The following is a 23,054-nucleotide window of genomic DNA, read 5'->3' as shown; positions in this document are numbered from 1 at the left end:
ATTCCCAGCTACTTGGCGTCAAGTGACTTGGTATCAAATTACAACACTATAAACTCAATGAGGTGCTTTATGAATCAACTAGTTAATCCTTCAATTGTGCTTGACAACCACCCCCAAGGCGCCGCGACAACGGGCAATTTTCGTATCGCCAACCAGCCAATTGGCGAGTTAAAGCCGGGTGAGTTTTTAATTGAAAACACTTGGCTTTCGATGGACCTATATACGCGACCTCGCCTCAATGAAAACACTGCGTATGTCGAGCCGATCAAACTGGGTGAGGTGATTCAGGGAGAAACCATTGGCAAGGTCGTCGAAAGTAACAGCCCTAATTATCAGGTCGGCGATAGGGTGTTCACTTTTTCAGGTTGGCAAAAATATTGTGTCGGTAACGATGCGGATTTCATGACTTATCGATTGCCGGATACTGAGCTGTCGCCAACGATCTTTCTCAGTGTGGCAGGAACTCCCGGTCGAGCGGCGTACTTTGGATTGAATAAAATTGCCAAACCTAAAGCGGGTGAAACCATGGTGGTGTCAGCTGCTTCAGGTGCTGTGGGGTCGGTTGCCGGTCAACTTGGAAAAATGGCGGGTTGCCGAGTGGTCGGTATCGCGGGCAGTGAGGAAAAGTGTCGTTATGTGGTCGATGAACTCGGCTTCGATGCCTGCGTCAATTACAAGTCTGACAATTTGAGCGAGGAGATTGAAGCCGCCTGTCCGAACGGAGTGGACGTCTACTTTGAAAATGTAGGTGGGCGTATATCTTCCTTGGTTGCACGCCATTTAAACGAAGGTGCCAGAGTGCCAATCTGTGGCAGTGCAGCGTTATACAACAAGGGCAAAGATGTGGATGCCTCGACGTTATCACGCTTCTACTCCTCACTGCCGAGTGCGCCGGAAAATCGATTCTTTCTGGTGACCGAGTGGTTCAATGATTATGTTAGCTCTATCAGTTGGCTGACCGCCGCAGTGGAAAGTGGTCAGCTCAAATTTCGTGAAACGGTGACCGAAGGATTGGAAAACGCACCACAGGCCTTTGTTGATCTATTGGAAGGGAAGCACTTCGGTAAACAACTGGTTCGAGTTTAATACTCTTCGCCTTTTTTGATTGGTTGGTCGTGCTATGAAAAAAATAATAAAGATTTTGATTCCACTGACGTTGTTGGTTCTGGCTGGCGGTGCCTATTGGTATTACTACGGGCGATTTTTCCAGACCACCGACAATGCTTACGTTCAAACGGACATCACTAACGTCAGTTCGCGCATCAATGCCGAAGTGGTAAAAATTAATATTAAGGACAATCAGAAGGTCAAAAAAGGCGATTTACTGGCGCAGCTGGATGATCGTGAGTTCGTGATTAAAGAGCGCCTCGCTGAAGCGGCCTTGGCGCAAAGTCAGGCGGAACAGTCGAACGCGGAAGCGGCGTACAAGATGCAGAAAAGTGCTATCGAAGAGTACCAGAGCAAGTTGACATCGGCGAAGGCCAAATATCAATACTCACTTCAGCAATACAAGCGTTTGCAGGCTCTAGAGAAGCAAAACTATGTGTCTAAAGGCGAACGTGACAACGGCGCGTCTGCCTATAAAGTTGATGAAGCGGCGTATCTTGAGGCAAAGGCCAGCCTGAAAACGCAACAAGACAAGCTCTCGGTACTGGAAAGTGAAATAGAGCAGGCTGACGCGATGGTCAAGCAAGCAACAGCCAGTTTGTCGCAGGCGCAGCTCGAATTGGGCTACACCCGAATTGTGGCTTCAATAGATGGCGTGATCAGCAATCGTAACCTGCAAGTCGGTATGATGGTGCAACCGGGGCAATCTGTGGTGAGCATAGTCTCTGATCGCACTCCGTGGGTTCTGGCGAATTTTAAAGAAACGCAAAAGTCTCGCATGCACAAAGGGCAGTCTGTTGACGTTACCATTGATGCCTATCCAGGGAAGACCTTCTCAGCACGAATCGACAGCGTATCGCCAGCCACAGGCGCTACCTTTGCTTTGCTACCACCAGATAACGCGACGGGCAACTTTACCAAAGTGGTGCAACGTGTACCGGTTAAGATTGTGTTCAATGATTCGGTTCAGGTCGACAATGGGTTATCTGCGGTTGTTACTGTGGATACGAGGCAGTAATTATGGCGACATTATTTCCTGATATTGACGCCATAGTGGGAGCGCGTGATCTATCTGAGCAAACAAGCGGTCGGTTTATCAACAAGGAGCAAAGGTTTCTTATTAATGGCGCGAGTGTTTTTGTGTGTCAGTTTAACCATAGCCTCTATCACGACACCTTGTTCAAGGAGTTAAGGATTCAATGTCCTGATGGACTTGGCCGCGCGGTAAGTTCTAGACGAGCCGAGTTTATGGCGGGTCGTTATGCGGCCAGACAGGCGATATCTGCTTGCGGAGGACTGGTTACTGATGGAGTTCAGGTCGGGATTGGAGCAAATCGTTGCCCAACATGGCCAGATGGAATTCTAGGTACCATTACCCATTGCGATGATATTGCTACATGTGCAGTGCTTCCTGCTATTCAGAACATCAGGCGCTACATCGGTATGGATATTGAGAAAGTGTTAGCGACCAAGGTGATACGTGAGATATCCAGCTCCGTTTGTTCTGTATGGGAGTGGCAGCGTTTGGCGTCACTACCATTTAGTAACGATATCATCACCACAATCATCTTTTCCGCCAAAGAGAGTCTTTTCAAAGCGATTTATCCCTATATTGGTGAGTATTTCGGCTTTGAATGTGCTCAGGTTAAATGTGTTGACCCATACAAACAGCGCATATGGCTGAACTTATCGCCTTCGCTGGTGGCTAAAACGGGTTTTCGAGAAGTGGAATGCCATTACACCTTGCAGTCAGATTACGTCATTACTTTTCTCTCTCAATAGTCGATCCCTTCGGCGAAAAAAAATGGAAGTATGTGAATAAACTCATGTACGTAGCATATTTAATAGGGTTAATATAATCAGAGGCTTTCGCACTTCAAGCTGGCGCTGGTAAGGCCAAAAAATTAAATGTTTCACCGTTTATTAAATGTTTTTTAAGTCTAGCTTTTTAATTTGAATGAATTCCATATTTGGCTTCTGTGCTCCCCAAAGCTCTGAAGGTCGACAAAGGTGGATTGAAAGCAGTGAGACTCAGGAAATAAAACCATCGCTTGTGACCTTCCTTTTATCACTGCTGAACGGGGTACGATACAGAATAGAGATAGATAACATGCGCGTATTATTAGTTGAAGATGACCTTATGCTTGGCAACACGATTACCGTTTCCCTTGCCAGGCATCACTATACTGCAGACTGGGTAACGTCGGGTGAAAGTGCCCTTCATGCACTTCAAATTGACAGCTTCCTACTGGTCATTCTTGATATTTCTTTGCAGGGTATCAGCGGTTTGAAAGTACTCAAAGAGCTCAGGAGTAAAGGAGACAAGACGCCCGTTTTGATTCTCAGCGCTCGTGACGAACTTAATGACCGTGTTTATGGGCTCAATCATGGTGCAGACGATTATCTAGTTAAGCCGTTCCAACTGGAAGAACTACTGGCGCGTATGGGCGCGTTAATTCGCCGCTCGGCGGGTATGGCAGATGACACCATCGTGGTGGGTGATGTCTCTGTGTCGGTCAATTCGCATAAAGTCGCGGTTGCAGGTGAGTGCATTAATCTGACGCCGAATGAATTTAAAATTCTCCTCTATCTGGTGACGAATGCTGGTCGCGTGCTCAGCAAAACTCAGATACTGCAAAACATGCATGGTTGGGATGAAAGTGCTGGGCTCAATTCGATTGAAGTACACATCCATAATCTGCGCAAAAAAATGCCGAAAGGCACCATAGAAAACATTCGAGGAGTCGGATACATCATCCAACACTAGTATGAGACTGAATTCTGTTAAACGTCGTGTCGCATTGGCGAGCGTGTTACTTTGCCTCGCGGTTATTACCGCCTCTACCATCTGGGTCTATCTTGATACTCGTCAGGCTATTACGGACGTCGATGATGCACGGCTTCAGGACCTCAGTGAGAGTTTCTTAAAGGTGTTGCTACTGAGCGACCCCTCTGTAATTGGTGAAGACCGAAACTCAGATCCAGAAACCGTTTTCGCTAATATTACCAGTAAAACGCCCCCCAAAGACAAGCCAGGAAAATGGTCGTGCGCTAAGTTGCTTAAAGACAATTTTGCTTATCTTTTGCTTGATGCTCAGGGAGGGATTTTAGCCAGTTCTCCGAATGCGCCACCAGTGGACTTAAAAATGATGCGCCATCCCGGCCTTAATGACATTCAGGATCAGAGGCAGTCCAACATGTGGCGTGGCGTGACCATGCTGCTAACGCAACCGAAAACGGGTGAGCCTATGTTGCTCTGGTTGGGTGAAGACAAGCATCTGCGTAGTGAAGTCGAAAACAAGATTGCAATCCCCGCTATTTTGCCAATACTAGTTGCAACGCCATGCTTGTGTTTGCTATTGGTGCTGTTTACCTATCATTTGTTTGCACCAATCAGCCGTCTGGAAAAGCAAGTGTCGGAGAAGTCGATTGATAACCTCTCACCACTGAATATTACCGATGTTCCAACGGAATTGGATAGCTTAGTTAAACGCTTGAACTACCTGTTTGATCAAGTCGATGCTGCTTGGCAAAGAGAAAAACGATTTAACCAAGATGCTGCCCATGAACTGCGCACACCTCTAGCCGTCATTAAGCTTAATGTACAGAATGCCATTGAAACGCAAAATGCGGAGGAGAGAGACCATGACTTCAGACAGATAGAAAAGAGCATCCTTCGTTCTGAGCGAACCATTGAGCAACTGCTGACGTTAGCAAAAGTAGAGAGTGGGCTTGAAGTGAATTTAAGTCAGACAGTTGATGTGGCCCATATATTACGGAATGTTATTGCCGAGCTGGCGCCCCTTGCATTGAAGCAACAACAAAAAATCACACTAGAAGCCGGCGGGGAAACCTGCACCATTCAGGGCAATGAGGTTTTCCTTAATTGTCTGTTTCGAAATCTGATGGATAACGCGATTCGCTACTCTGGAAAGGGAACCCAAATTTGGGCTGAAGTCATTGAGCATGAAGATCATGTGCAGGCGGTTATCGGCGATAACGGCCAGGGAATGCGCCAAGTTGATATCGACCGAATCTTTGAGCGTTTTTTTCGTGGGAAACAAACTCAGAACAGATCCCATGGGGTCGGTATAGGGATGACGATAGTTGAATGTGTCATCGCTCTCCATCAGGGAAAAATTGATGTCAAATCTCAACAGCCGGGGCTGGCGTTTATAATCAATTTACCAAAAACCCTTTGATTTAGCTTGATGGCCGCCACCTACTTCGCGAAAAATCTAAAGTAGATTGCTATGAACTCATGCTCGAACACCTGCTGTGCTTCGGTGTTGTCCGCATGGTTAAGATGTTCAAGATTTCTCGAAGTGGGTTCTATTATCGGATTAAGCATCGCTACAAGGCTATTCAACGCGAATCCAGAAAGAACTGGCTGAGAATGGTGATAGCTATAATGTTAAAACCATTGCAGCTCGCATGAATCGTCAGGATTCAACGCTGAAAGCGGCACGCAAGTTTAAGTGTACAACGGACAGCAAGCATAAGAGGCCTATAGCTCGGAACTTGCTAGCTCAGGACTTCATTTGTGCCAGAAGAGACTTGTCGATAAGTTGGGTTTTCTAAATCACCGCCTGAGTAACCAGAGACAACGTCTAACACGCCGGGCAATTGTTCTAAATCTGATTCGGTACACCAGAAGCAGCCACCTGCGAGTGTTGCGATGTCAGTTTTACCAGATGCGTTCATCTTATCCATGGTATTGGCCGTACCTGTTTTACTTAGCAAGATGAACAGTACAGGGAGTGTGAATGAGAATCCCACCAATAGCTTAGATACTTTCTTCATAACTTCCTCAAACGTCATTTTTCTCAATGAATGTTACGACAGAAGTAAGAGCGAAAAAATTGCAGTGATTACGAAAAATTCTTTGCCCTTTCTCACAACAGGGCTACAGTAACGGCACGAAACAAGCGCTCATTGGTAGAAGGTTTCCGATGAGGCAAAAGCAATAATGAGGGAAACCATGCAAGCAGAAGTAAAATGGGTCGAAGACTTTAAATTCCTCGGTCAGTCTCAATCTGGTCACTCAGTCGTGATGGATGGCAATGGAGGTGCAACGGCACCAAGCCCAATGGAAATGGTATTGATGGCTGCTGGTGGTTGTAGCTCTGTGGACGTTGTTGATGGTCTAAAATCAGCGGGCCAGAAAGTGGCTTCTGTCAACGCGAAACTCACCACTGAACGTCGTGAAACAGCTCCACGTATCTTTACTCAGGTGAACATTCACTTTGAAGTCTCTGGTGAAGCACTAGACCCAGAAATCGTAGCTAAAGTGGCGGCGGACTCATTAGAAAAATACTGCTCAGTATGTCTAATGTTGGGCGAAGGCGTTGAGATGACTCACAGCTGGGAAATCGTATAACCTCTGCGTGACACAACAACAAAATAGGAAAGAGAAAAGCCCGTGCTTTTCTCTTTTTTTATTCCTCTTATACGCTAATCTATCTTGGTCAAAAGTTGTAGGAATGATCCAGTGACCGAATTAGAAAAAATGATGTCTGGCCAAGTGTTTAACGGTACAGATGAAGAGATCGAAGCGATCCGCACTCACGCAACTCATGCGTTGAAGGCATTCAATAACAATACCGATGAATCTCAACGTGATGCTTTGCAAAAGGATCTGTTTGGTAAAGTTGGCATGAGTATGGTCCGAGCGCCGTTCCATTGTGAGTTTGGTAAAACGATTGAAATCGGTGAAGAGACCTTCATCAATATGAATGTCGTCATGCTTGATGGAGCTAAAATTACCATTGGTAGCCACGTACTTATCGGCCCTAGTGTGCAACTTTACACGGCATCACATTCGTTGGATTACCGCAGCCGACTTAAGTGGGAAACGTTTTGTAAACCAATCACCATTGAAGATAGTGTTTGGATTGGTGGCAACTCGGTGATCAACCAAGGGGTAACCATTGGTGCTCGCTCAGTCATTGCTGCTAACTCAGTGGTAAACAGCGATGTTCCACCAGATTGTCTATATGGCGGTACGCCTGCCAAATTGATTCGTCGCTTAAACGAGGACCAGTAATCACACATACTCACGGCGCTTATTCTCATAATCAATAAGCGCTTGTTTACATATCGGTTTCATTAATTTATAAATTTCATGTGCTTATGTTTGTTGCCTGCGAAATTTGTAAGAAGAATGTATGAAGCTGAAAGTTGTAAGTATTTGCTTAATTGTGGTGGCGGTGTTCGCGAGTGCTCGCCTCTATTTTGATGCCCAAAAGCTCGCGCTTCCGCAATGTCCCCAAGAAGAAAAAGTCGAGACTTGGGTTCAATTCGTATTTGACTACTCGATTCTCAGCGATTTCGACATAGAAGCATTGGAAGCTCGAATCGAGGAAGACTTAGCCTTTTCAAATCTTATTCTCTCAAACTCATGTATCCCCATGGTTCGTAAGAGTGCTGGTTATGAATTCTTCGATGCTCACAACGCGAAGCCAGCGGACATGTTGTCCTCCCATTATGAACTTAATCTGCAACACCGCAATTTGTTGGAACGCGCGTACCAAGAACCAAACTTCTATGTTGTGCTAGTGCTAAGTGAAGACAACAGTTACTTTGATTTTGAGTACAAAATCGCCGAAACGTGGGTCGATCTGTTTCCTAACTTTGTGGTTTCTGATGTACGAGCTGCTCCACTCGCCTTGGAGCATGAGCTAGGGCATTTAGCGTGGGCACAACATGACTTAAAAACACTGTCATCTCAGCTTCAGAGTAGAACACTCAACTCCATGACGACAGAGGATAACCAATCACAGATCAAGCGTTATGCTCATGCTGCTTTGTGTGGTGATTCTGGAACCATCATGAGCTACTCAGAGAACCTTCTACCTGTGTATTCCAGCCCAAATATTACCTATCAAGGCCAAGTCTGTGGGGACGTTGAAACCGCCGACAATGCTCGACTATTAACTGAGTATGCGCGAGCGCTGAGGGAAAAGGTCAGTGCGAGGCTTTAGCGAGACATTTTTTAGAAAACAGAATCGATTTCAAGGAGCTTATTATGTCTAAAAAGACGGAAGTTGTTATGTGTCCTTCGTGTGGTGTGGAAACGCATCATGTTGTGGTGTTGGTCAGAAAGAAAAGTGCTTTTGAGGGAGATAAGAATCGCACTAAGAAGGAATTCATTTCTGGCTTTCTAAAAAGCACAGTGTTTGGTGCTTTCCTTGCGTCTATGGATGAGTTCTCTCGTCATCTAATCTGCGAAAACTGCGGCAACAAGATCATTCAAGATTGATCGTGATAGTCCTCCTACCAATCAAACAAAAATGAGCTCCAATTTGAGCTCATTTTTTATCGATATTTGTTACTTAAGAATGGAAGATCACTTGCTCGTCTTCCGTCATTACAAGCGTCGCTTTGTTTTGCTCAATAAGCTGTGCGGCATAAGAAGGCGTCACAGCTTGCATCTCGCCTTTTGCTTTTTGTGTCAGTGATTCCCACGCTTGGTCACGATATTTACCCGCTTGGGTGTATTGAATCAGTACTTTCATAGCTTCACACTCCGGTGTGGTTGACGTGCTACTTAAGTTAGCTCTCCTATCATGGTTGCGCACCTGTTAAAAATGAAACATTAGATTAACTAAATGCTAAGAAGTGCAGGTTGAGGCTATCTCGCACCATTGTTATTGGTCAGATTCCAAAGGTATTTTGCGGCTCTCCATTGCTTTGCACTAACTTGGTGATCCTTGCACTAAGTTAGTGGGCTTTTATGGGGTGGACTGTTACGAATTCCAAGTAAGGTTATGATATTTAAAGGCTTAAGTTTTTGGCATGAGATTTGGATTACTGATAACTGTGTCGCAAGAGCATAAGGTTAGAAGCACAGTTATGTGTATCTAACGGACAATTTGGCAATAGACATCTAGGGTTCCGGCTGTTGATACAGTGTCTGGGTCAAGAGTTGTCAACCTCGCAAGAGGTCACACGGAGGGATAGAAGCCCGGGAGATTAAACCAAGCCATTTGGTTGTGTCTCTTGTGTTGATATCTAAGTGTGACTCATGGAGGAGATTCCAATGAAAGCTCGATTCAAGAAAAGCGTACTCACCGCAATGCTTGGCACCACTCTGTTGGCCACTGCATTTCCCTCAACAGTATTAGCAGAAGAGAAACAGAAGTTTACGCTCGCGTGGTCTATTTATGTAGGTTGGATGCCTTGGGATTATGCAGACCATTCTGGCATTTTAGACAAGTGGGCTGAGAAGTATGGCATTGAGATTGATGTCGTACAGGTCAACGACTATATAGAATCGATTAATCAGTTCACCACTGGTCAGTTTGATGCCACTGTCATGACCAATATGGATGCCTTAACCATTCCTGCTGCAAGTGGCGTAGATTCAACCGCGCTGGTTGTCGGTGACTTTTCTAATGGTAACGACGGTATTGTTCTCAAAGGTGATAAAAGTCTCTCCGATTTAAAAGGCCAATCTATCAACCTCGTTGAACTGAGTGTTTCGCATTACCTAATGGCTCGTGCGCTAGAGAGCGTTGGGCTGAGTGAGCGAGATGTTAAGGTCGTCAATACGTCGGATGCGGATCTGGTCGCCGCGTTTAGCACTAATGATGTCTCTTCCGTCGTGACATGGAACCCACTGCTCAGCGAAATTACTTCTCAACCAGATACCTCTTTTGTTTTCGACTCTTCTGATATTCCTGGGGAAATAATTGACCTTCTTGTGGTGAACACCGGCACCCTGCAAAACAATCCTGCTCTGGGCAAAGCACTGACTGGCGCATGGTATGAAATCATGTCGGTCATGCAATCCGACTCCAAAGGCGATGAAGCGAAGTCATACATGGCACAAGCTTCAGGCACAGACCTTGAAGGTTACAAGTCCCAGCTGCAAGCGACCAATATGTTTTACTCCGCCGATGATGCCGTGACTTTTACTCAAAGCCCGAAACTGGCCACGACAATGCAAAAAGTCAGCGAGTTCTCTTTCGAACATGGGTTACTGGGTGATGGTGCTCCGGATGCTAAGTTCATTGGCGTAGAGACGCCTGCAGGTGTGTACGGAAACCCAAATAACATCAAACTCCGATTTACTTCTGAATACATGCAAATGGCGGCAGAGAACAAACTGTAACTGCTGTATTTGGTTATTTGAAATGGAGTTGTTATGACCAAAGTTATCAATCGTTACCCATCGAAGTTTGGGCGTGTCATGTTGGGTGTGATGCCTTTCCTAATCATGCTGGCGGTTTATGTCACGGCATCCGATGCCCGGTTAGCTGAAAATTCAGCAGACAAGTTACTGCCAGCATTTAGCAGCTTCGCTGACGCCATTGACCGCATGGCTTTTACGCCAAGTAAGAGAACGGGCGAATACCTGATGTGGGTAGACACCAGCGCCAGTTTGGTTCGTCTCGGCTGGGGGATAGGAATCAGTGCACTGCTTGGACTTTCGTTAGGGATTGCTACTGGCATCATTCCCTTGGTGCGCTCGTCTTTGTCACCGGTGATTACCGCGGTTTCACTGATTCCACCTATGGCGATTCTGCCAATTCTGTTTATCTCGTTTGGTGTCGGTGAAGTGTCAAAGGTGGTGCTGATTGTGGTCGGAGTGTGTCCGATCATTATTCGAGACATTCAGCTACGCGTGCAAAGTTTACCTGATGAGCAATTCATTAAAGCTCAGACACTTGGGGCTAATAGTTGGCAGATCATTGTCCGAGTCATCTTGCCGCAAATCATGCCCAAGTTGATTGAAGCTGTGCGACTCACATTAGGCAGTGCATGGCTGTTCTTAATTGCGGCAGAAGCGATTGTCGCAACAGAGGGCTTGGGTTATCGAATCTTCCTTGTTCGTCGTTATTTATCAATGGATGTGATCTTGCCATACGTTTTGTGGATCACGATTTTAGCCTACTGCATGGATTGGTTATTGCGTTTGGCATCGCAAAAACTGAGCCCTTGGTATCACCAAGCTCAAGGAGAGAATCATGGCTGACCAGCAACCGATTATTGAAATCAAACAAGTGTGGAAAGAGTACGGTGACAACATTGTGCTAGAGCGTTTGAACCTCACGGTGAATCAGGGCGATTTTGTCAGCATTGTAGGTGCTTCTGGGTGTGGAAAAACCACCTTTCTGAATATGTTGCTAGGAACAGAAACACCGTCTAGAGGACGCATACTTTTGGATGGTCAACCTTTGGCTAAAGAACCGAGTGTTGAGCGCGGTATTGTTTTTCAAAAGTATTCAGTGTTTCCCCATTTGACCGTACTTGAAAACGTCATGTTGGGTTATGAATTTGAAGGCCAAGGCGTGACCAGTACTTTGTTTGGGCGCTTGCTAGGTGCCAAAAGACAACAAGCAAAGCAACAAGCTCAAGCCATGCTAGAGCAGGTCGGGCTCATTGCGGCTCAAGATAAGTATCCCCATGAGTTGTCAGGTGGCATGAGACAACGGCTGTCGATTGCTCAAGCTTTGATTAAAAAGCCAAGAATACTCCTACTGGATGAGCCGTTTGGTGCACTTGATCCTGGTATTCGAAAGGACATGCACACCTTAGTTAAGTCTCTGTGGAAAGAGCAGCAACTCACTGTATTTATGATCACACATGATCTCAGCGAAGGTTTTCACCTTGGTAATCGCCTATGGGTGTTTGACCACACTCGACAAGATGACCAAGCCCCGGAAAGGTTTGGCGCTCAAGTGACGTTTGATATCCCGACGGAGCAAATTGATCAAACGCCTCGAGATCTTATTCTCAAGAAAATCGCATAAGGAACTGAATATGTTAATAGGACAGGACGTGTCTTTTTCCGACACATTACCCGGTGCTGCACACTGGTCTATGGTAGTGCCGAAAGGGCGCACGGTAAGGTTTAAAGACTTAGAAGGCGGAGCAAACTTGAGTGTGTTGTTCTACAACCCTGCAAACCCTCTAGAGCGCTACAATGCGCCAGATACATTGAAGTGCCAACACACCTTTAAGCTCTCTACGGGTAACTGTTTGTACTCGGATATGGGGCGAATTTTCTGTTCTATCGTTCGTGATGATACCGGATGGATCGATACCGTTTGTGGTGTCGCGAACAAGCAGAAAGTGGCGCAAAAGTGGGGGGAAAGAGACTACCAAACTGAGCGAAATCAATGGAAGCAAAATGGCTACGATGCCTTGCTGGTTGAAGTGGCGAAATACGGTTTAGGAAAGCGAGATTTGGCCGCAAACCTTAATCTGTTTAGCAAAGTGGCGACGGATGAAGAAGGCAATCTGGCTTATCACTTAGGCCACAGTAAAGCCGATGACTGTATCGAACTTCGCTTTGAGATGGATACCTTGGTTGTGATGACCACGTGTCCACATCCTCTCAATCCATCAGAGACCTATCCTTATAAACCAGTAGAAGTATCCGTGTTTGAGTCGGAGGCGATGTTAGAAAGCGATGCATGCCTAAATCATCGAGAAGAAAATGCGCGCGGTTTTGAAAACAACCGACGCTATACCAATGCTACTCAGCAAGCGTCCTCTCAATCTCATCATGGTTATTAAAGGAGTAAAACATGATCGTAGAAAGCCAATTAATACCAAGTGAAGCGCTCTATCGAGATGTCGTTCCTGCGGGTGACTACTACATGAAGGTGGTCAAGAAAGGCCACACCGTTCGTATTCTAGATATTGAAGGCAACCAAGCGGCGGATGTGCTGTTTTACAATGCGAATGACCCATCAGAACGTTACAGTGCAATTGATACGATACGAGAGCAAGGCAATGTTTACCTCACCGCAGGCACTAAAATTCTCTCAGATCTTGGTAACGTGATGCTTGAAATCGTCGCAGACACATGTGGTCGACACGACACCCTTGGCGGCGCGTGTGCGACGGAGAGCAATACGGTGCGTTATTCGATAGACAAAAAATGCATGCATGCCTGTCGTGACAGTTGGTTACTCGCCGTTTCAGAGAATGAGCATTTTGGCCTGAGTAAGCGCGACCTTACCCATAACATCAACTTTTTCATGAATGTGCCTGTTACCGCGGAAGGTGGGTTGACCTTTGCCGATGGGATCAGTGGCGCTGGTAAATACGTTGAGCTCAAAGCCCACATGGATACCATCGTACTCATGTCGAACTGCCCGCAATTAAATAACCCGTGTAACGCTTACAATCCAACGCCTGTTGAGGTTCTTGTTTGGCAGTAAATCCCAGTAAATGAGCTGAGAAAACGAGCTAGGGACGACCCTATTTGATGCTCTTTATTCTTCCGGGACGACCCGGATTTTAGGGACAAAATTATGTTTAGTAAGGTGTTAATTGCTAACCGTGGTGCCATTGCCTGCCGTGTTATTCGTACATTAAAACAACTCAATATCGGAAGTGTCGCCGTTTACAGTGAGGCCGATGCGCAAAGCCTACATGTTGTCGATGCTGACCAAGCTTTCTCACTTGGAAAGGGTGGAGCATCGGAAACTTATCTCGATCAAGAAAAGATCATCTCTATCGCCAAACTGGCGGGTGCGGAAGCCATTCATCCTGGCTACGGCTTTCTTAGTGAAAACCCAGAATTTGTAGAACGTTGTGAACAAGAAGGGTTGGTCTTTTTAGGACCGACCGCGGAACAAATGCGAGCGTTTGGCTTGAAGCATTCCGCTCGCCGTATTGCAACACAAGCGAAGGTTCCGTTGCTTCCTGGGACGGAGCTTCTCAGCGACAAACAGCAAGCACTTATCGCGGCAGAAAAGATTGGTTATCCAGTGATGCTGAAAAGTACCGCTGGTGGTGGTGGCATAGGCATGCAATGTTGCTTTTCTAGTGATGAACTGACGGAAGCTTTCGATAGCGTAAAGCGGCTTAGCGCAAACAACTTCAGTAATGACGGTGTGTTTGTCGAAAAGTTTATTCAGCAAGCTCGCCACATTGAGGTACAGATTTTTGGTGATGGACGCGGACATGTGGTTGCACTCGGAGAGCGAGATTGCTCGGCTCAGCGACGAAACCAAAAAGTCATCGAAGAAACGCCTGCTCCGAACTTGAGTGAAAGCACTCGAACAGAGCTCCAGAACACGGCAATTCGTCTTGCTAGCAAGGTGAATTATCGAAACGCGGGTACGGTCGAGTTTGTGTTGGACCAACAAACCCAAGCGTTCTACTTTTTGGAAGTGAACACACGGCTGCAAGTTGAGCATGGTGTGACGGAAGAGGTGTTTGGGGTTGATCTGGTCGAATGGATGATTCGACAAGGTGCAGAGGCATTCGATCTGGAAAAAGCAGGCACAAACCTAGAATCAAAAGGCCATGCCATTCAAGTTCGACTCTATGCTGAAGACGCCAATAAAAATTTCCAACCTTGTGCTGGGTTATTGAGCCATGTGGACTGGGCGAAGCAAGATAACTTACGCATCGAACATTGGATTGAGGCCGGGGTGGAAGTCTCTCCGTTCTTTGACCCTATGCTTGCTAAAGTCATCGTTCATGCGAAAGACCGAGAGACCGCGTTATCAGAGCTTAAACGCGGCCTAGATAACAGCACTGTCTATGGCATTGAGCACAACCAAGCTTACCTGAGCCAACTACTCGATAGTGAGTTAGTCAAAAAGGGCGAAGTGCTGACTCAATCTTTAAACAGTTTTGAATTCCAACCTCATACTTTTGATGTGCTCAGTGGCGGGACGCAAACCACGATTCAAGACTACCCTGCTCGTACCGGTTATTGGGATATTGGTGTACCACCGTCGGGCCCCATGGACTCATTAAGTTTCCGTTTAGCGAATTGCCTTGTTGGAAACCTTGAGTCAGTTGCAGGATTAGAGATCATCGTGTCTGGTCCAACGTTAAGATTCAATCAGGCCACGTTTATCGCGCTGACTGGGGCAACGATAGAAGCTTCACTGGATGGTCAGCAAATCGAAATGAAAACCCGTGTGAAAGTGGAAGCGGGACAAGTGTTAAAGCTAGGCAAGGTACTTGATGGAGCTAGAACTTATCTGGCGGTGCATGGCGGCATAGATTGTCCAGAACACCTTGGCAGTCGTTCAACATTTACCCTTGGGCAGTTTGGTGGTCACGCTGGGCGAGCACTTGTGGCTGGTGATGTTTTGCACCTCAATAGAGAAGTGTCAAAGGCAGAACCAAAGCTAGACGCGATAACACAAACCGAATTTGATGGTGAGTGGCAAATTAGGGTGATTTACGGCCCACATGGAGCACCGGACTATTTCACCCAACAGGATATCGACAGCTTCTTTGACGCAGAATGGAAAGTGCACTTTAACTCCAGTCGTACTGGCGTTCGCCTAATCGGACCGAAACCAAACTGGGCACGCTCTGATGGTGGCGAAGCAGGTCTACATCCCTCCAATATCCATGACAATGCGTATGCGGTTGGCACTATTGATTTTACTGGGGATATGCCAGTCATTCTGGGGCCTGATGGCCCAAGCTTAGGTGGCTTCGTTTGTCCTGCGACCATCATAAAAGCAGACCTATGGAAAATGGGACAACTCAAGGCGGGTGACAAAATTCACTTTATTCCGGTGTCGGTGCAAGACGCAGAACATGCCGAGTGCGTGCAACTGACTCAGATTGAAACGGGCGTGATCAGCGAACTAGCACTGCCAAAAACCGAGCCTATCTCACCAGTCATCAAAACCATTCCAGCTGACCGCTATGGCGAAGAGGTTATTTATCGTCCAAGTGGTGAAGATTACTTATTGGTCGAATATGGTCCTCAAGTGTTGGATATCCGTCTTCGCTTTCGTGTTCATGCCCTCATGCTCAAGTTGCAGCAGAAGCAAATTTTGGGTGTTGAAGAGCTCACTCCGGGGATTCGTTCCTTGCAGGTTCACTACGATAACCTTGTGTTACCGAGAGAGCAGTTACTAGCAGAGTTAGAAGCAATTGAAGCGGGGTTAGATAACATTGACCAGTTATCGGTGCCCGCCCGAATCGTGCATTTACCGCTTTCTTGGGACGACGAAGCAACACGACTTGCGATTCGAAAATACGATGAAGTGGTTCGTAAAGATGCGCCTTGGTGCCCTGATAATATTGAGTTTATCCGCCGTATCAATGGCCTCGATTCTGTCGAGGACGTAAAGAAAATCGTCTTTGATGCCAGTTACTTAGTCATGGGACTTGGGGACGTATATCTCGGAGCACCAGTGGCAACACCGATGGATCCTCGACATCGCTTAGTCACAACAAAATACAATCCAGCTCGTACTTGGACACCTGAAAATGCGGTGGGGATTGGTGGTGCATATATGTGTGTCTATGGCATGGAAGGGCCGGGAGGGTATCAATTTGTGGGGCGTACCTTGCAAATGTGGAACCGTTACCGCCTAACAGAGGCTTTCACTAAACCTTGGCTGTTGCGATTTTTTGATCAGATTAAGTTCTATGAAGTCAGTGCAGAAGAGCTCCTTGATATTCGTGAGAAACACCCACAAGGTCATTATCCAGTGAAAATTGAACAGACAGAATTTTCACTCTCGGATTATCAAGCTTTTCTCGATGAGCATGCCGATGAGATCAAAGCGAGTAAAACGCGTCAGCAGAAGGCTTTTGAAGAAGAGCGTCAACGCTGGGAAGAGTCAGGGCAATCGAACTTTGTTGCGACAGAAATCGAGCAATCATCTGTGAAAACGGAACTCGCAGAAGGGCAAGAGGCGATAGAAAGCCATGTCGCAGGCAATATTTGGCAAGTGCTTGTTGAGCCGGGGCAGACCGTTAAAGAAAACGAGGTCGTGATGATACTCGAAGCCATGAAGATGGAACTAGAGGTGACGGCAAGTGTGTCTGGTGTTGTCGATTCCATTTGTCATGATGCCGGCGCGCAAGTTCATGCTGGTGAGCCACTCCTTGTTGTAAACACGTGTGCCGCATAACGGTTCTAAGGATAGAAATATGAACGATTTAACCGTATCAAAACTCTCTCAATCAGCCCCTTTAACGATTAGTGGTTTGCTAGACGCTTATCGCTCTGCAGAACTCGACGTTAAAGCGTTTCTAACTGAAAAACTTCAGCAAGTGCGAGAGGATGAGTTTAACTCTTGGATTTCAGTGATTTCAGATGAACAACTGGATGTTTTTCTTGATTACCTAACGGAAAAAGGCAGCCACGACTTACCTCTGTTTGGTGTTCCTTTCGCCATTAAAGACAACATTGATCTCGCCGGATTAGAAACGACAGCGGGTTGTGAAGCATACCGCTATCCACCTTCTGAATCTGCATTTGTTGTTGAACTGCTGATAAAAGCGGGTGCTGTACCACTTGGAAAAGCCAATATGGATCAATTCGCGACAGGCCTAGTTGGTACTCGCAGCCCTTGGGGGGCAGTGAAGAACAGCTTCGACCCAAGTTATATCTCGGGCGGCTCAAGCTCGGGTAGTGCGGTCTCTGTGGCGACTAGCCAAGTCTATTTTTCGTTAGGTACTGACACAGCTGGCTCTGGGCGCGTTCCTGCTGCGTTTAATAACCTATACGGTCTAAAGCCGAGTAAGGGGTTGTTGAGTTGCAGTGGCGTTGTTCCTGCCTGTCGAACCTTGGACTGCGTGACTTTCTTTGCAAAGAGTGCAGAGGACCTCGGCGCACTGTATCAAGTCGCTGCTAAATACGATGAGAAGGATTGTTTTTCACGATGCTCAATTGAGCCAAGCTTTGACGACCCGAAAACATTTGCTGGTGTTCGGGTTGGTGTTCCAAACGAAGCGCAATTGAAGTTCTTCGGTAATGATGAGTATCGCAAGCTTTATGCTCAGGCTGTAGCTCGATTGGAAGCATTGGGCGCCGAGGTGATTCCGTTTGATCTTGAGCCATTTATCCAAGCGGCAGATTTACTTTATAACGGTCCTTGGGTTGCGGAGCGCTATGCTGCGATACAAGAGTTCTTTGAAAGTAATGAAGAAAACTGTTTGGATGTGATTCAAAAGATTGTCGGTGGAGCAAAAACGCTCTCGGCGGCAGAGACCTTTAAAGCCATCTACCAACTTCAAGAATACAAAGTACAGTGTGATCAGTTGATGGATGACATTGATGTTGTTCTCACCCCAACGGCAGGCACCATCTACAAGATTGAGGAGGTCAATGAAGACCCTATTGCACTCAATACCAACCTCGGTTACTACACTAACTTCATGAACTTGTTGGATTACAGCGCCATTGCGATACCCGCCGGATTTACCGATGAAGGGCTGCCATTTGGCGTGACTTTATTTGCTCAGGCATATCAAGATGAAACCTTAATCAACTTGGCTGGTGAGTGGCAAACAATGATGAACTTGCCTCTTGGTGCAACACAAATTCAGCTAGCTAATCTTGATAGTGTAGATCTGCTGGTGTGTGGGGCGCACATGAAAGACTTAACGTTAAATCATCAGTTGATTGAGCTAGGGGCGAATTTCAAGCAGCGAACAACAACGTCTGAAAACTACGCGCTTTATTGTCTTGCTGGTGGACCACCATTAAGACCGGGCTTGGTAAGAATGCCAGAGCAAGGCAAGAGGATAGAAGTCGAAATTTGGCGAATACCGAAACGTCATATTGGAGCATTGCTTGAACAAATTCCCCACCCTCTAGGGTTAGGTAATGTCGAGTTAGACTCCGGACAATGGGTGAAGGGCTTTATATGTGAACCCATCGCTGTTGATGGCTCAACGGACATTACACATACTGGCGGGTGGAGAAGGTTTATCGCTGAAACGCTCTAGCTGAATACAATACTAAAAATTCTGCACTTAGCAGATTTGCTCCCTCAGCTCATTGCCGTGCTTGTGCTGAGGGAGGTCAAAGTATCAATCGATCAATAACGATCCCAGTACGGTGTATCAGTGCCGAGTTTTTCGCTGATGAAGTCGATGAACACACGTACTTTCAAGGGCATGTGTTTGCGCTCTGGAAACACCGCGTAGATGGCATGCTCTGGGAGAGAGAAGTCTTCCATAAGCGGTTTTAAGTTACCGGCTGCAAAGTCTTTCGCGGCGATGAAGGTCGGTAATTGTGCGATGCCAGACCCTCTTAAGAGCAGCTGGCGAATCGCTTCACTGTTGTTGACCACAAAGTTGCCCTTCGGCAGCACCTTGTATTCGTTGCCGCTGTTGATGAACATCCATTCGACCCCGCCTCGGAAATACGAATAACGCAAACAGTTGTGCGTCACCAAATCGCTTGGTTTGGTTGGTAGGCCAAACTCTTCTAGGTATTCGGGAGAGGCACACAGCACGCTTTTACACGGAGCAAGGCGCTTAGCGACAAGGTTAGAAGTCGCAAGTTCGCCAATGCGAATTCCCAAGTCAAAGCCTTGTTCGACCAAATCCACCATGGCGTCTTCTAGCTGTAAATCGACCTCAATTTTCGGGTAACGTGCAAGAAATTCGCTGATAAGTGGTGCAACGTGCAATACGCCGAAAGACATGGGAGCTGTGATTTTGAGCCGACCTTGCGGTGAGCCTTGTAGCTCAGAAACGGCATCGACACCTTGTTGAGCAAGGTTCACTGCTTGTGAAGCGTACTCGAAGTATCGGCGTCCAGCCTCGGTTAGGCTGAGCTTTCTCGTAGTGCGATTAAGCAAGCGAATGCCAAGGTCATCTTCGAGTTGGTTAATGCGTTTGCTTATCGCCGATTTAGTCAGGTTTAGCTGCTTGGCGGCAAGGGAAAAGCTGCCACATTCTACGACAGCGACAAATACTGGCAGTGACGCAATGGCATTCACGGCGTGCTCCTAGGTTATTGGGTTATCTATTATTAATTTTATTGTTGAGAAAAACGATACAATCATTTTCCAATTATAGAGATTATCTTCAAGAAGAAAACAATTAGACTATGCGGCAGAAAACGACCTGGATATTGGAAAGAAGAAAATGAAATACGATTGGATCTTGTTTGACGCTGACGAAACCTTGTTTCACTTTGATGCCTTCAAAGGTTTGCAGCTGATGTTTTCTCGCAAAGGCGTAGATTTCACCGAGCAAGATTTTGCGCACTACCAAACGGTCAACAAACCACTTTGGGTAGATTACCAAGATGGTAAAGTGACGGCAGATGAGCTCAAACACAAACGCTTTACTGAGTGGGCAGAAAAGCTCAACACCACAACAACGGATCTCAACACTGCATTCCTAGAAGCGATGGCGGATATCTGTACTTTGTTGCCGGGTGCGAAAGAGTTGATGGAAGCGCTGCAAGGTAAAGCTAAAATGGGCATCATCACCAATGGTTTTACCGAACTGCAAGCGATTCGCCTAGAACGTACAGGTATGAGTGATTACTTCGAGCACGTGGTGATTTCTGAGCAAGTCGGCATTGCCAAGCCGGATCTGGGTATTTTTGAATACGCGATGACGCAAATGGGCAACCCATGTAAGACGCGCGTATTGATGGTGGGCGACAACCTGCATTCCGATATCTTGGGTGGCAACAACTTTGGCATTGAAACGTGTTGGTTGAACACCACAGGTGCGAGTGTGGATGAACGTATTGCACCAAGCTACACGGTGGAATCATTGAACGAGCTTAAGAACATCCTTGTGGCTTAAATGAACAAACAAACGAAAAAAGCGCTGATTTCTCAGCGCTTTTTTGTTTCTATCGATGCTGTTTTGTATTCATCGAACTTGCTTATTAGCTAGCGTTGTTTTCCGCAAATTCACGTTGTGCTTGTTGTTCTTTCTCGCCAAGTTTGAAGTAAATCTTACCGACGATGACTTCTGAAATCAGGATAGTAAACACCACCGCAAAGAAAGCGACGACACCGTTCCAAGGACCACTAAAGTCAACCTTGTCACCGAACAGAATGTTAATGGCTTCTAGCATCACGAACTTCGAACCGACCAAGATAACGTAAGTCGATATACCACGGTAAATCTTAGGTGCCGTACCCGGCTTCGATTTAAAGTACTCTGCGATTTTGTGTTCCGCTTTAATAGACAACTTCAAGAGCAACTGAAGCAGCAATGCCGCGGCGAAAGAAATCGTAAATGAATCAATGGTTACGAAATCCCAATATTCGTCATAGAAGTTCAGTACCGTAAGGTCTACCAATACCGCCAAGGTATAACCAACAAACAGACGTTGTGGAGTGTTGAAACCGTAGACTTTATCCGATGCGCTCATAAGAACCCTCAATCAATAATGAACAAGTTTGCAAAGCCATGCCTTGCGTCGATGGGTTAACTATATGAGTTCCTCGAACTGAAAACTTGCCATTTCGCGCCATCGTAATCATTGCGATGAATGATTGTTTCGATTGTATATATTGAATACCAATAAGCGCGTTGAATTTGAAAGCCGTCTACAAACTGACACGCAAACAGCGTTAGAATGGCTTCTAATCCAATAACTAATTTTGAAGAATCAAGCAGTAAGGACTCTCATGGCAGACATCAAGCAGCTCGACAGCAAAGTGGTGTATCAAAATAAATGGATGACGGTACGTGAAGATAAAATCCAACGTCCTAGCGGAGCAGAAGGCATCTACGGTGTGGTCGACAAGCCAGACTGTGCAGCGATTCTGGCGATCGATAACGGCGTGATTCACTTAGTACAGCAGTTTCGTTACACCGTAGGGCAACGTTGTTGGGAAACCCCGCAAGGGGCGTGGGAATCAAATCCAGATGCGGATCATCTTGAGCTAGCAAAAGGTGAGCTTCGAGAAGAGACAGGCATGCAGGCCAATAAGATGGAGTACGTTGGTGCGCAGTTCATCGCTTATGGGTTCTTAAACCAAACTTGCCATGTGTATTTCGCGAGTGAGTTAGCCGAAGTGGGCAATCAGCTAGACAGTGAAGAAGAAGACTTGATCACGCGCTCGTTCTCAGTTGAAGCGTTCGAGCAAATGATGATAGACGGCGAAATCAAAGACTGCGTCACCATTGCGGCTTATGGTTTAGCGAAATTGAAAGGCTTGGTATAAGCAAAACGAAGCTTTTAAGTTGCCCAAGGTGATAGGCTAAAAGGCTCGTGATGAGCCTTTTGTGGTTAATATTGAGATGACTTGGCGTCGCTTTTTATTGCCACAGATGCTGGCTTAATTGCTATTCACCGCCACCATCCCCACCGCCATCTCCTCCAAAGTCTCCGCCATCAGCATCGAAATCATCCGAATCGGTAGCGGGCTGTTGTTTGTGGCTGTCTTGAATCTCCGCATAAGTCAGTAAAGCACTGACGCTCACCAGATCCGTCGCTTGGTCAAACAAAGCAAGTGAGACTTCTGATTGGAAGTCAGCATGTTCACCTAGCTCTTGGCTTAGGCCCATCGGCACGTAAGTGGCTTGGCTAATCAACATGCCGTATGCGATCAGGGCAAAGGCATCATCTGTCTTGCCGTTTTCTTTCAGCGCCCAATCGATCTCTTCCTTCGAGTAATCTGCTTTCTCACCATACTTGAGTGCTAGTTTTGGCGTGATGTCCTTTGCGACCTCGCGAATTTGGCGGTTTCGTTTCCAATTTCCAAACATAAAACTTCCTTTTCTATGGGTGGTGAACGTTATGGCTATCGCTTCTCTAACACTTCAATCAGCTCATATCGATACAAGCTCGCATCGGCTGGTGCATTCTCTGGGGTAAATCGCTGAGTGCGTTTGATTTTTAAGGTGTACTCGGAACCTGATTCAAATTCAAAACCGTCGATTTGATCATAGAAGTAGTTACCATCGACCACCATGCATTTCATTGGCCCGACGCCCACACAATCCACCAGTTCTGGACCTACATTAACGGTCATGATTTTTGCGGTGTCATCGGATTCGTGTTGAGCACAGCCAAATAGCGCAGCTGCCATCATGGGCAACACAACATAGCGTTTAAGATTCATTCTTTGCTCCTTAAAGGGTTATCAAATCATCATAGCAAGATTGACGAAAAGTGATGGTAAACCCGCGATAAAAAAGATAAACCCACCCTAACAATTTTTGCTTGTGTCTGTCTCTAAACGCTGCTTATAGAACCCGGCACTGAGGATTCTCCTTGTAGAGACGAT

Annotated in this window: 23 protein-coding genes, 2 pseudogenes and 1 riboswitch; of the genes and pseudogenes, 19 read left to right on the top strand and 6 right to left on the bottom strand. The window is 46.4% G+C overall.

The window, feature by feature from the left end; all coding sequences use genetic code 11:
* Positions 1-69: 69 nt before the first annotated feature.
* The 6 genes and pseudogenes from ATB78_RS18495 to ATB78_RS28565 form a co-directional block, all read left to right on the top strand.
* Positions 70-1,086 (top strand): NADP-dependent oxidoreductase, encoded by a 1,017-nt coding sequence (locus ATB78_RS18495; RefSeq protein ID WP_061009779.1) that lies wholly within the window; start codon positions 70-72, stop codon positions 1,084-1,086.
* A 34-nt stretch (positions 1,087-1,120) separates the two neighbouring features.
* Positions 1,121-2,125 (top strand): HlyD family secretion protein, encoded by a 1,005-nt coding sequence (locus ATB78_RS18490; protein ID WP_061009777.1) that lies wholly within the window; start codon positions 1,121-1,123, stop codon positions 2,123-2,125.
* Between the two features lie 2 nt (positions 2,126-2,127).
* The gene (locus ATB78_RS18485) at positions 2,128-2,889 is read left to right on the top strand and encodes a 4'-phosphopantetheinyl transferase superfamily protein (RefSeq protein WP_061009775.1); all 762 of its coding nucleotides are present in this window, start codon (positions 2,128-2,130) and stop codon (positions 2,887-2,889) included.
* Between the two features lie 328 nt (positions 2,890-3,217).
* Complete coding sequence (locus tag ATB78_RS18480) at positions 3,218-3,874, top strand: response regulator transcription factor (RefSeq protein ID WP_061009773.1); 657 nt, start codon at positions 3,218-3,220, stop codon at positions 3,872-3,874.
* A gap of 1 nt (position 3,875) precedes the next feature.
* Positions 3,876-5,309 (top strand): ATP-binding protein, encoded by a 1,434-nt coding sequence (locus ATB78_RS18475; RefSeq protein ID WP_061009771.1) that lies wholly within the window; start codon positions 3,876-3,878, stop codon positions 5,307-5,309.
* Between the two features lie 11 nt (positions 5,310-5,320).
* Positions 5,321-5,646 (top strand): annotated as a pseudogene (locus tag ATB78_RS28565) (IS3 family transposase); the annotation flags it as partial.
* 6 nt (positions 5,647-5,652) lie between these two features.
* Here ATB78_RS28565 and ATB78_RS18470 read toward each other — a convergent pair.
* Positions 5,653-5,910, bottom strand: a pseudogene (locus ATB78_RS18470) (peptide-methionine (S)-S-oxide reductase); the annotation flags it as partial.
* 178 nt (positions 5,911-6,088) lie between these two features.
* On the opposite strand from ATB78_RS18470, the gene ATB78_RS18465 reads away from it, so the two are divergent.
* The 4 genes from ATB78_RS18465 (at position 6,089) to ATB78_RS18450 (ending at position 8,368) form a co-directional block, all read left to right on the top strand.
* Complete coding sequence (locus tag ATB78_RS18465) at positions 6,089-6,487, top strand: OsmC family protein (protein WP_005438193.1); 399 nt, start codon at positions 6,089-6,091, stop codon at positions 6,485-6,487.
* Positions 6,488-6,598: 111 nt separating this feature from the next.
* Complete coding sequence (locus tag ATB78_RS18460) at positions 6,599-7,153, top strand: sugar O-acetyltransferase (protein ID WP_061009768.1); 555 nt, start codon at positions 6,599-6,601, stop codon at positions 7,151-7,153.
* Between the two features lie 121 nt (positions 7,154-7,274).
* Entirely contained in the window at positions 7,275-8,090 is an 816-nt protein-coding gene (locus ATB78_RS18455; protein ID WP_061009766.1) for a hypothetical protein, read from the top strand.
* 44 nt (positions 8,091-8,134) lie between these two features.
* The gene (locus ATB78_RS18450) at positions 8,135-8,368 is read left to right on the top strand and encodes a hypothetical protein (protein ID WP_061009764.1); all 234 of its coding nucleotides are present in this window, start codon (positions 8,135-8,137) and stop codon (positions 8,366-8,368) included.
* A 73-nt stretch (positions 8,369-8,441) separates the two neighbouring features.
* Here ATB78_RS18450 and ATB78_RS18445 read toward each other — a convergent pair whose 3' ends face one another.
* Positions 8,442-8,624 carry a hypothetical protein gene (locus ATB78_RS18445; RefSeq protein WP_061009762.1) on the bottom strand — a complete coding sequence of 61 codons (183 nt, stop codon included), beginning with the start codon at positions 8,622-8,624 and terminating at the stop codon, positions 8,442-8,444.
* 360 nt (positions 8,625-8,984) lie between these two features.
* Positions 8,985-9,082, top strand: a riboswitch (guanidine-I (ykkC/yxkD leader).
* Positions 9,083-9,148: 66 nt separating this feature from the next.
* On the opposite strand from ATB78_RS18445, the gene ATB78_RS18440 reads away from it, so the two are divergent.
* The 7 genes from ATB78_RS18440 to atzF all read left to right on the top strand — a co-directional run bounded on the left by ATB78_RS18440 (position 9,149) and on the right by atzF (position 18,789).
* Positions 9,149-10,222 carry a putative urea ABC transporter substrate-binding protein gene (locus ATB78_RS18440; protein WP_240537416.1) on the top strand — a complete coding sequence of 358 codons (1,074 nt, stop codon included), beginning with the start codon at positions 9,149-9,151 and terminating at the stop codon, positions 10,220-10,222.
* A gap of 33 nt (positions 10,223-10,255) precedes the next feature.
* Positions 10,256-11,086, top strand: a complete 831-nt coding sequence (locus ATB78_RS18435) for an ABC transporter permease (RefSeq protein WP_061009757.1) — start codon at positions 10,256-10,258, stop codon at positions 11,084-11,086.
* A complete protein-coding gene (locus tag ATB78_RS18430; RefSeq protein ID WP_061009755.1) occupies positions 11,079-11,864 on the top strand; it encodes an ABC transporter ATP-binding protein in 786 nt (261 codons plus the stop codon). Before ATB78_RS18435 ends, ATB78_RS18430 begins: the two co-directional genes overlap by 8 nt.
* Positions 11,865-11,874: 10 nt before the next feature.
* On the top strand, positions 11,875-12,633 hold the full coding sequence (locus ATB78_RS18425; protein ID WP_061009753.1) for an urea amidolyase associated protein UAAP1: 759 nt from the start codon (positions 11,875-11,877) through the stop codon (positions 12,631-12,633).
* Between the two features lie 11 nt (positions 12,634-12,644).
* Positions 12,645-13,283, top strand: coding sequence for an urea amidolyase associated protein UAAP2 (locus tag ATB78_RS18420; protein ID WP_061009751.1), 639 nt, complete (start codon positions 12,645-12,647; stop codon positions 13,281-13,283).
* 93 nt (positions 13,284-13,376) lie between these two features.
* Complete coding sequence (uca, locus tag ATB78_RS18415) at positions 13,377-16,967, top strand: urea carboxylase (protein WP_061009749.1); 3,591 nt, start codon at positions 13,377-13,379, stop codon at positions 16,965-16,967.
* A gap of 19 nt (positions 16,968-16,986) precedes the next feature.
* On the top strand, positions 16,987-18,789 hold the full coding sequence (atzF, locus tag ATB78_RS18410) for an allophanate hydrolase (protein WP_061009746.1): 1,803 nt from the start codon (positions 16,987-16,989) through the stop codon (positions 18,787-18,789).
* A gap of 92 nt (positions 18,790-18,881) precedes the next feature.
* Here atzF and ATB78_RS18405 read toward each other — a convergent pair whose 3' ends face one another.
* On the bottom strand, positions 18,882-19,790 hold the full coding sequence (locus tag ATB78_RS18405) for a LysR family transcriptional regulator (protein ID WP_061009744.1): 909 nt from the start codon (positions 19,788-19,790) through the stop codon (positions 18,882-18,884).
* Between the two features lie 148 nt (positions 19,791-19,938).
* On the opposite strand from ATB78_RS18405, the gene yjjG reads away from it, so the two are divergent.
* On the top strand, positions 19,939-20,613 hold the full coding sequence (gene yjjG, locus ATB78_RS18400) for a pyrimidine 5'-nucleotidase (protein WP_061009742.1): 675 nt from the start codon (positions 19,939-19,941) through the stop codon (positions 20,611-20,613).
* 85 nt (positions 20,614-20,698) lie between these two features.
* Here the strand turns inward: yjjG and ATB78_RS18395 are convergent, their stop codons facing one another.
* Positions 20,699-21,190, bottom strand: a complete 492-nt coding sequence (locus tag ATB78_RS18395; RefSeq protein WP_061009740.1) for a hypothetical protein — start codon at positions 21,188-21,190, stop codon at positions 20,699-20,701.
* Between the two features lie 259 nt (positions 21,191-21,449).
* On the opposite strand from ATB78_RS18395, the gene ATB78_RS18390 reads away from it, so the two are divergent.
* Positions 21,450-21,989 carry an NUDIX hydrolase gene (locus ATB78_RS18390; RefSeq protein WP_061009738.1) on the top strand — a complete coding sequence of 180 codons (540 nt, stop codon included), beginning with the start codon at positions 21,450-21,452 and terminating at the stop codon, positions 21,987-21,989.
* 121 nt (positions 21,990-22,110) lie between these two features.
* On the opposite strand, the gene ATB78_RS18385 is transcribed toward ATB78_RS18390, so the two are convergent.
* Complete coding sequence (locus ATB78_RS18385; protein ID WP_061009736.1) at positions 22,111-22,533, bottom strand: DUF6559 family protein; 423 nt, start codon at positions 22,531-22,533, stop codon at positions 22,111-22,113.
* Positions 22,534-22,568: 35 nt separating this feature from the next.
* Positions 22,569-22,889 carry a DUF4377 domain-containing protein gene (locus tag ATB78_RS18380; protein WP_009705071.1) on the bottom strand — a complete coding sequence of 107 codons (321 nt, stop codon included), beginning with the start codon at positions 22,887-22,889 and terminating at the stop codon, positions 22,569-22,571.
* Positions 22,890-23,054: the final 165 nt, after the last annotated feature.

Source organism: Vibrio sp. CUB2 (genome assembly GCF_001557945.1).
Classification (GTDB): Bacteria; Pseudomonadota; Gammaproteobacteria; order Enterobacterales; family Vibrionaceae; genus Vibrio; species Vibrio owensii.
Note: the sequence above shows the minus strand (reverse complement) of the source record. Positions and strands in the feature narration are given on the sequence as shown.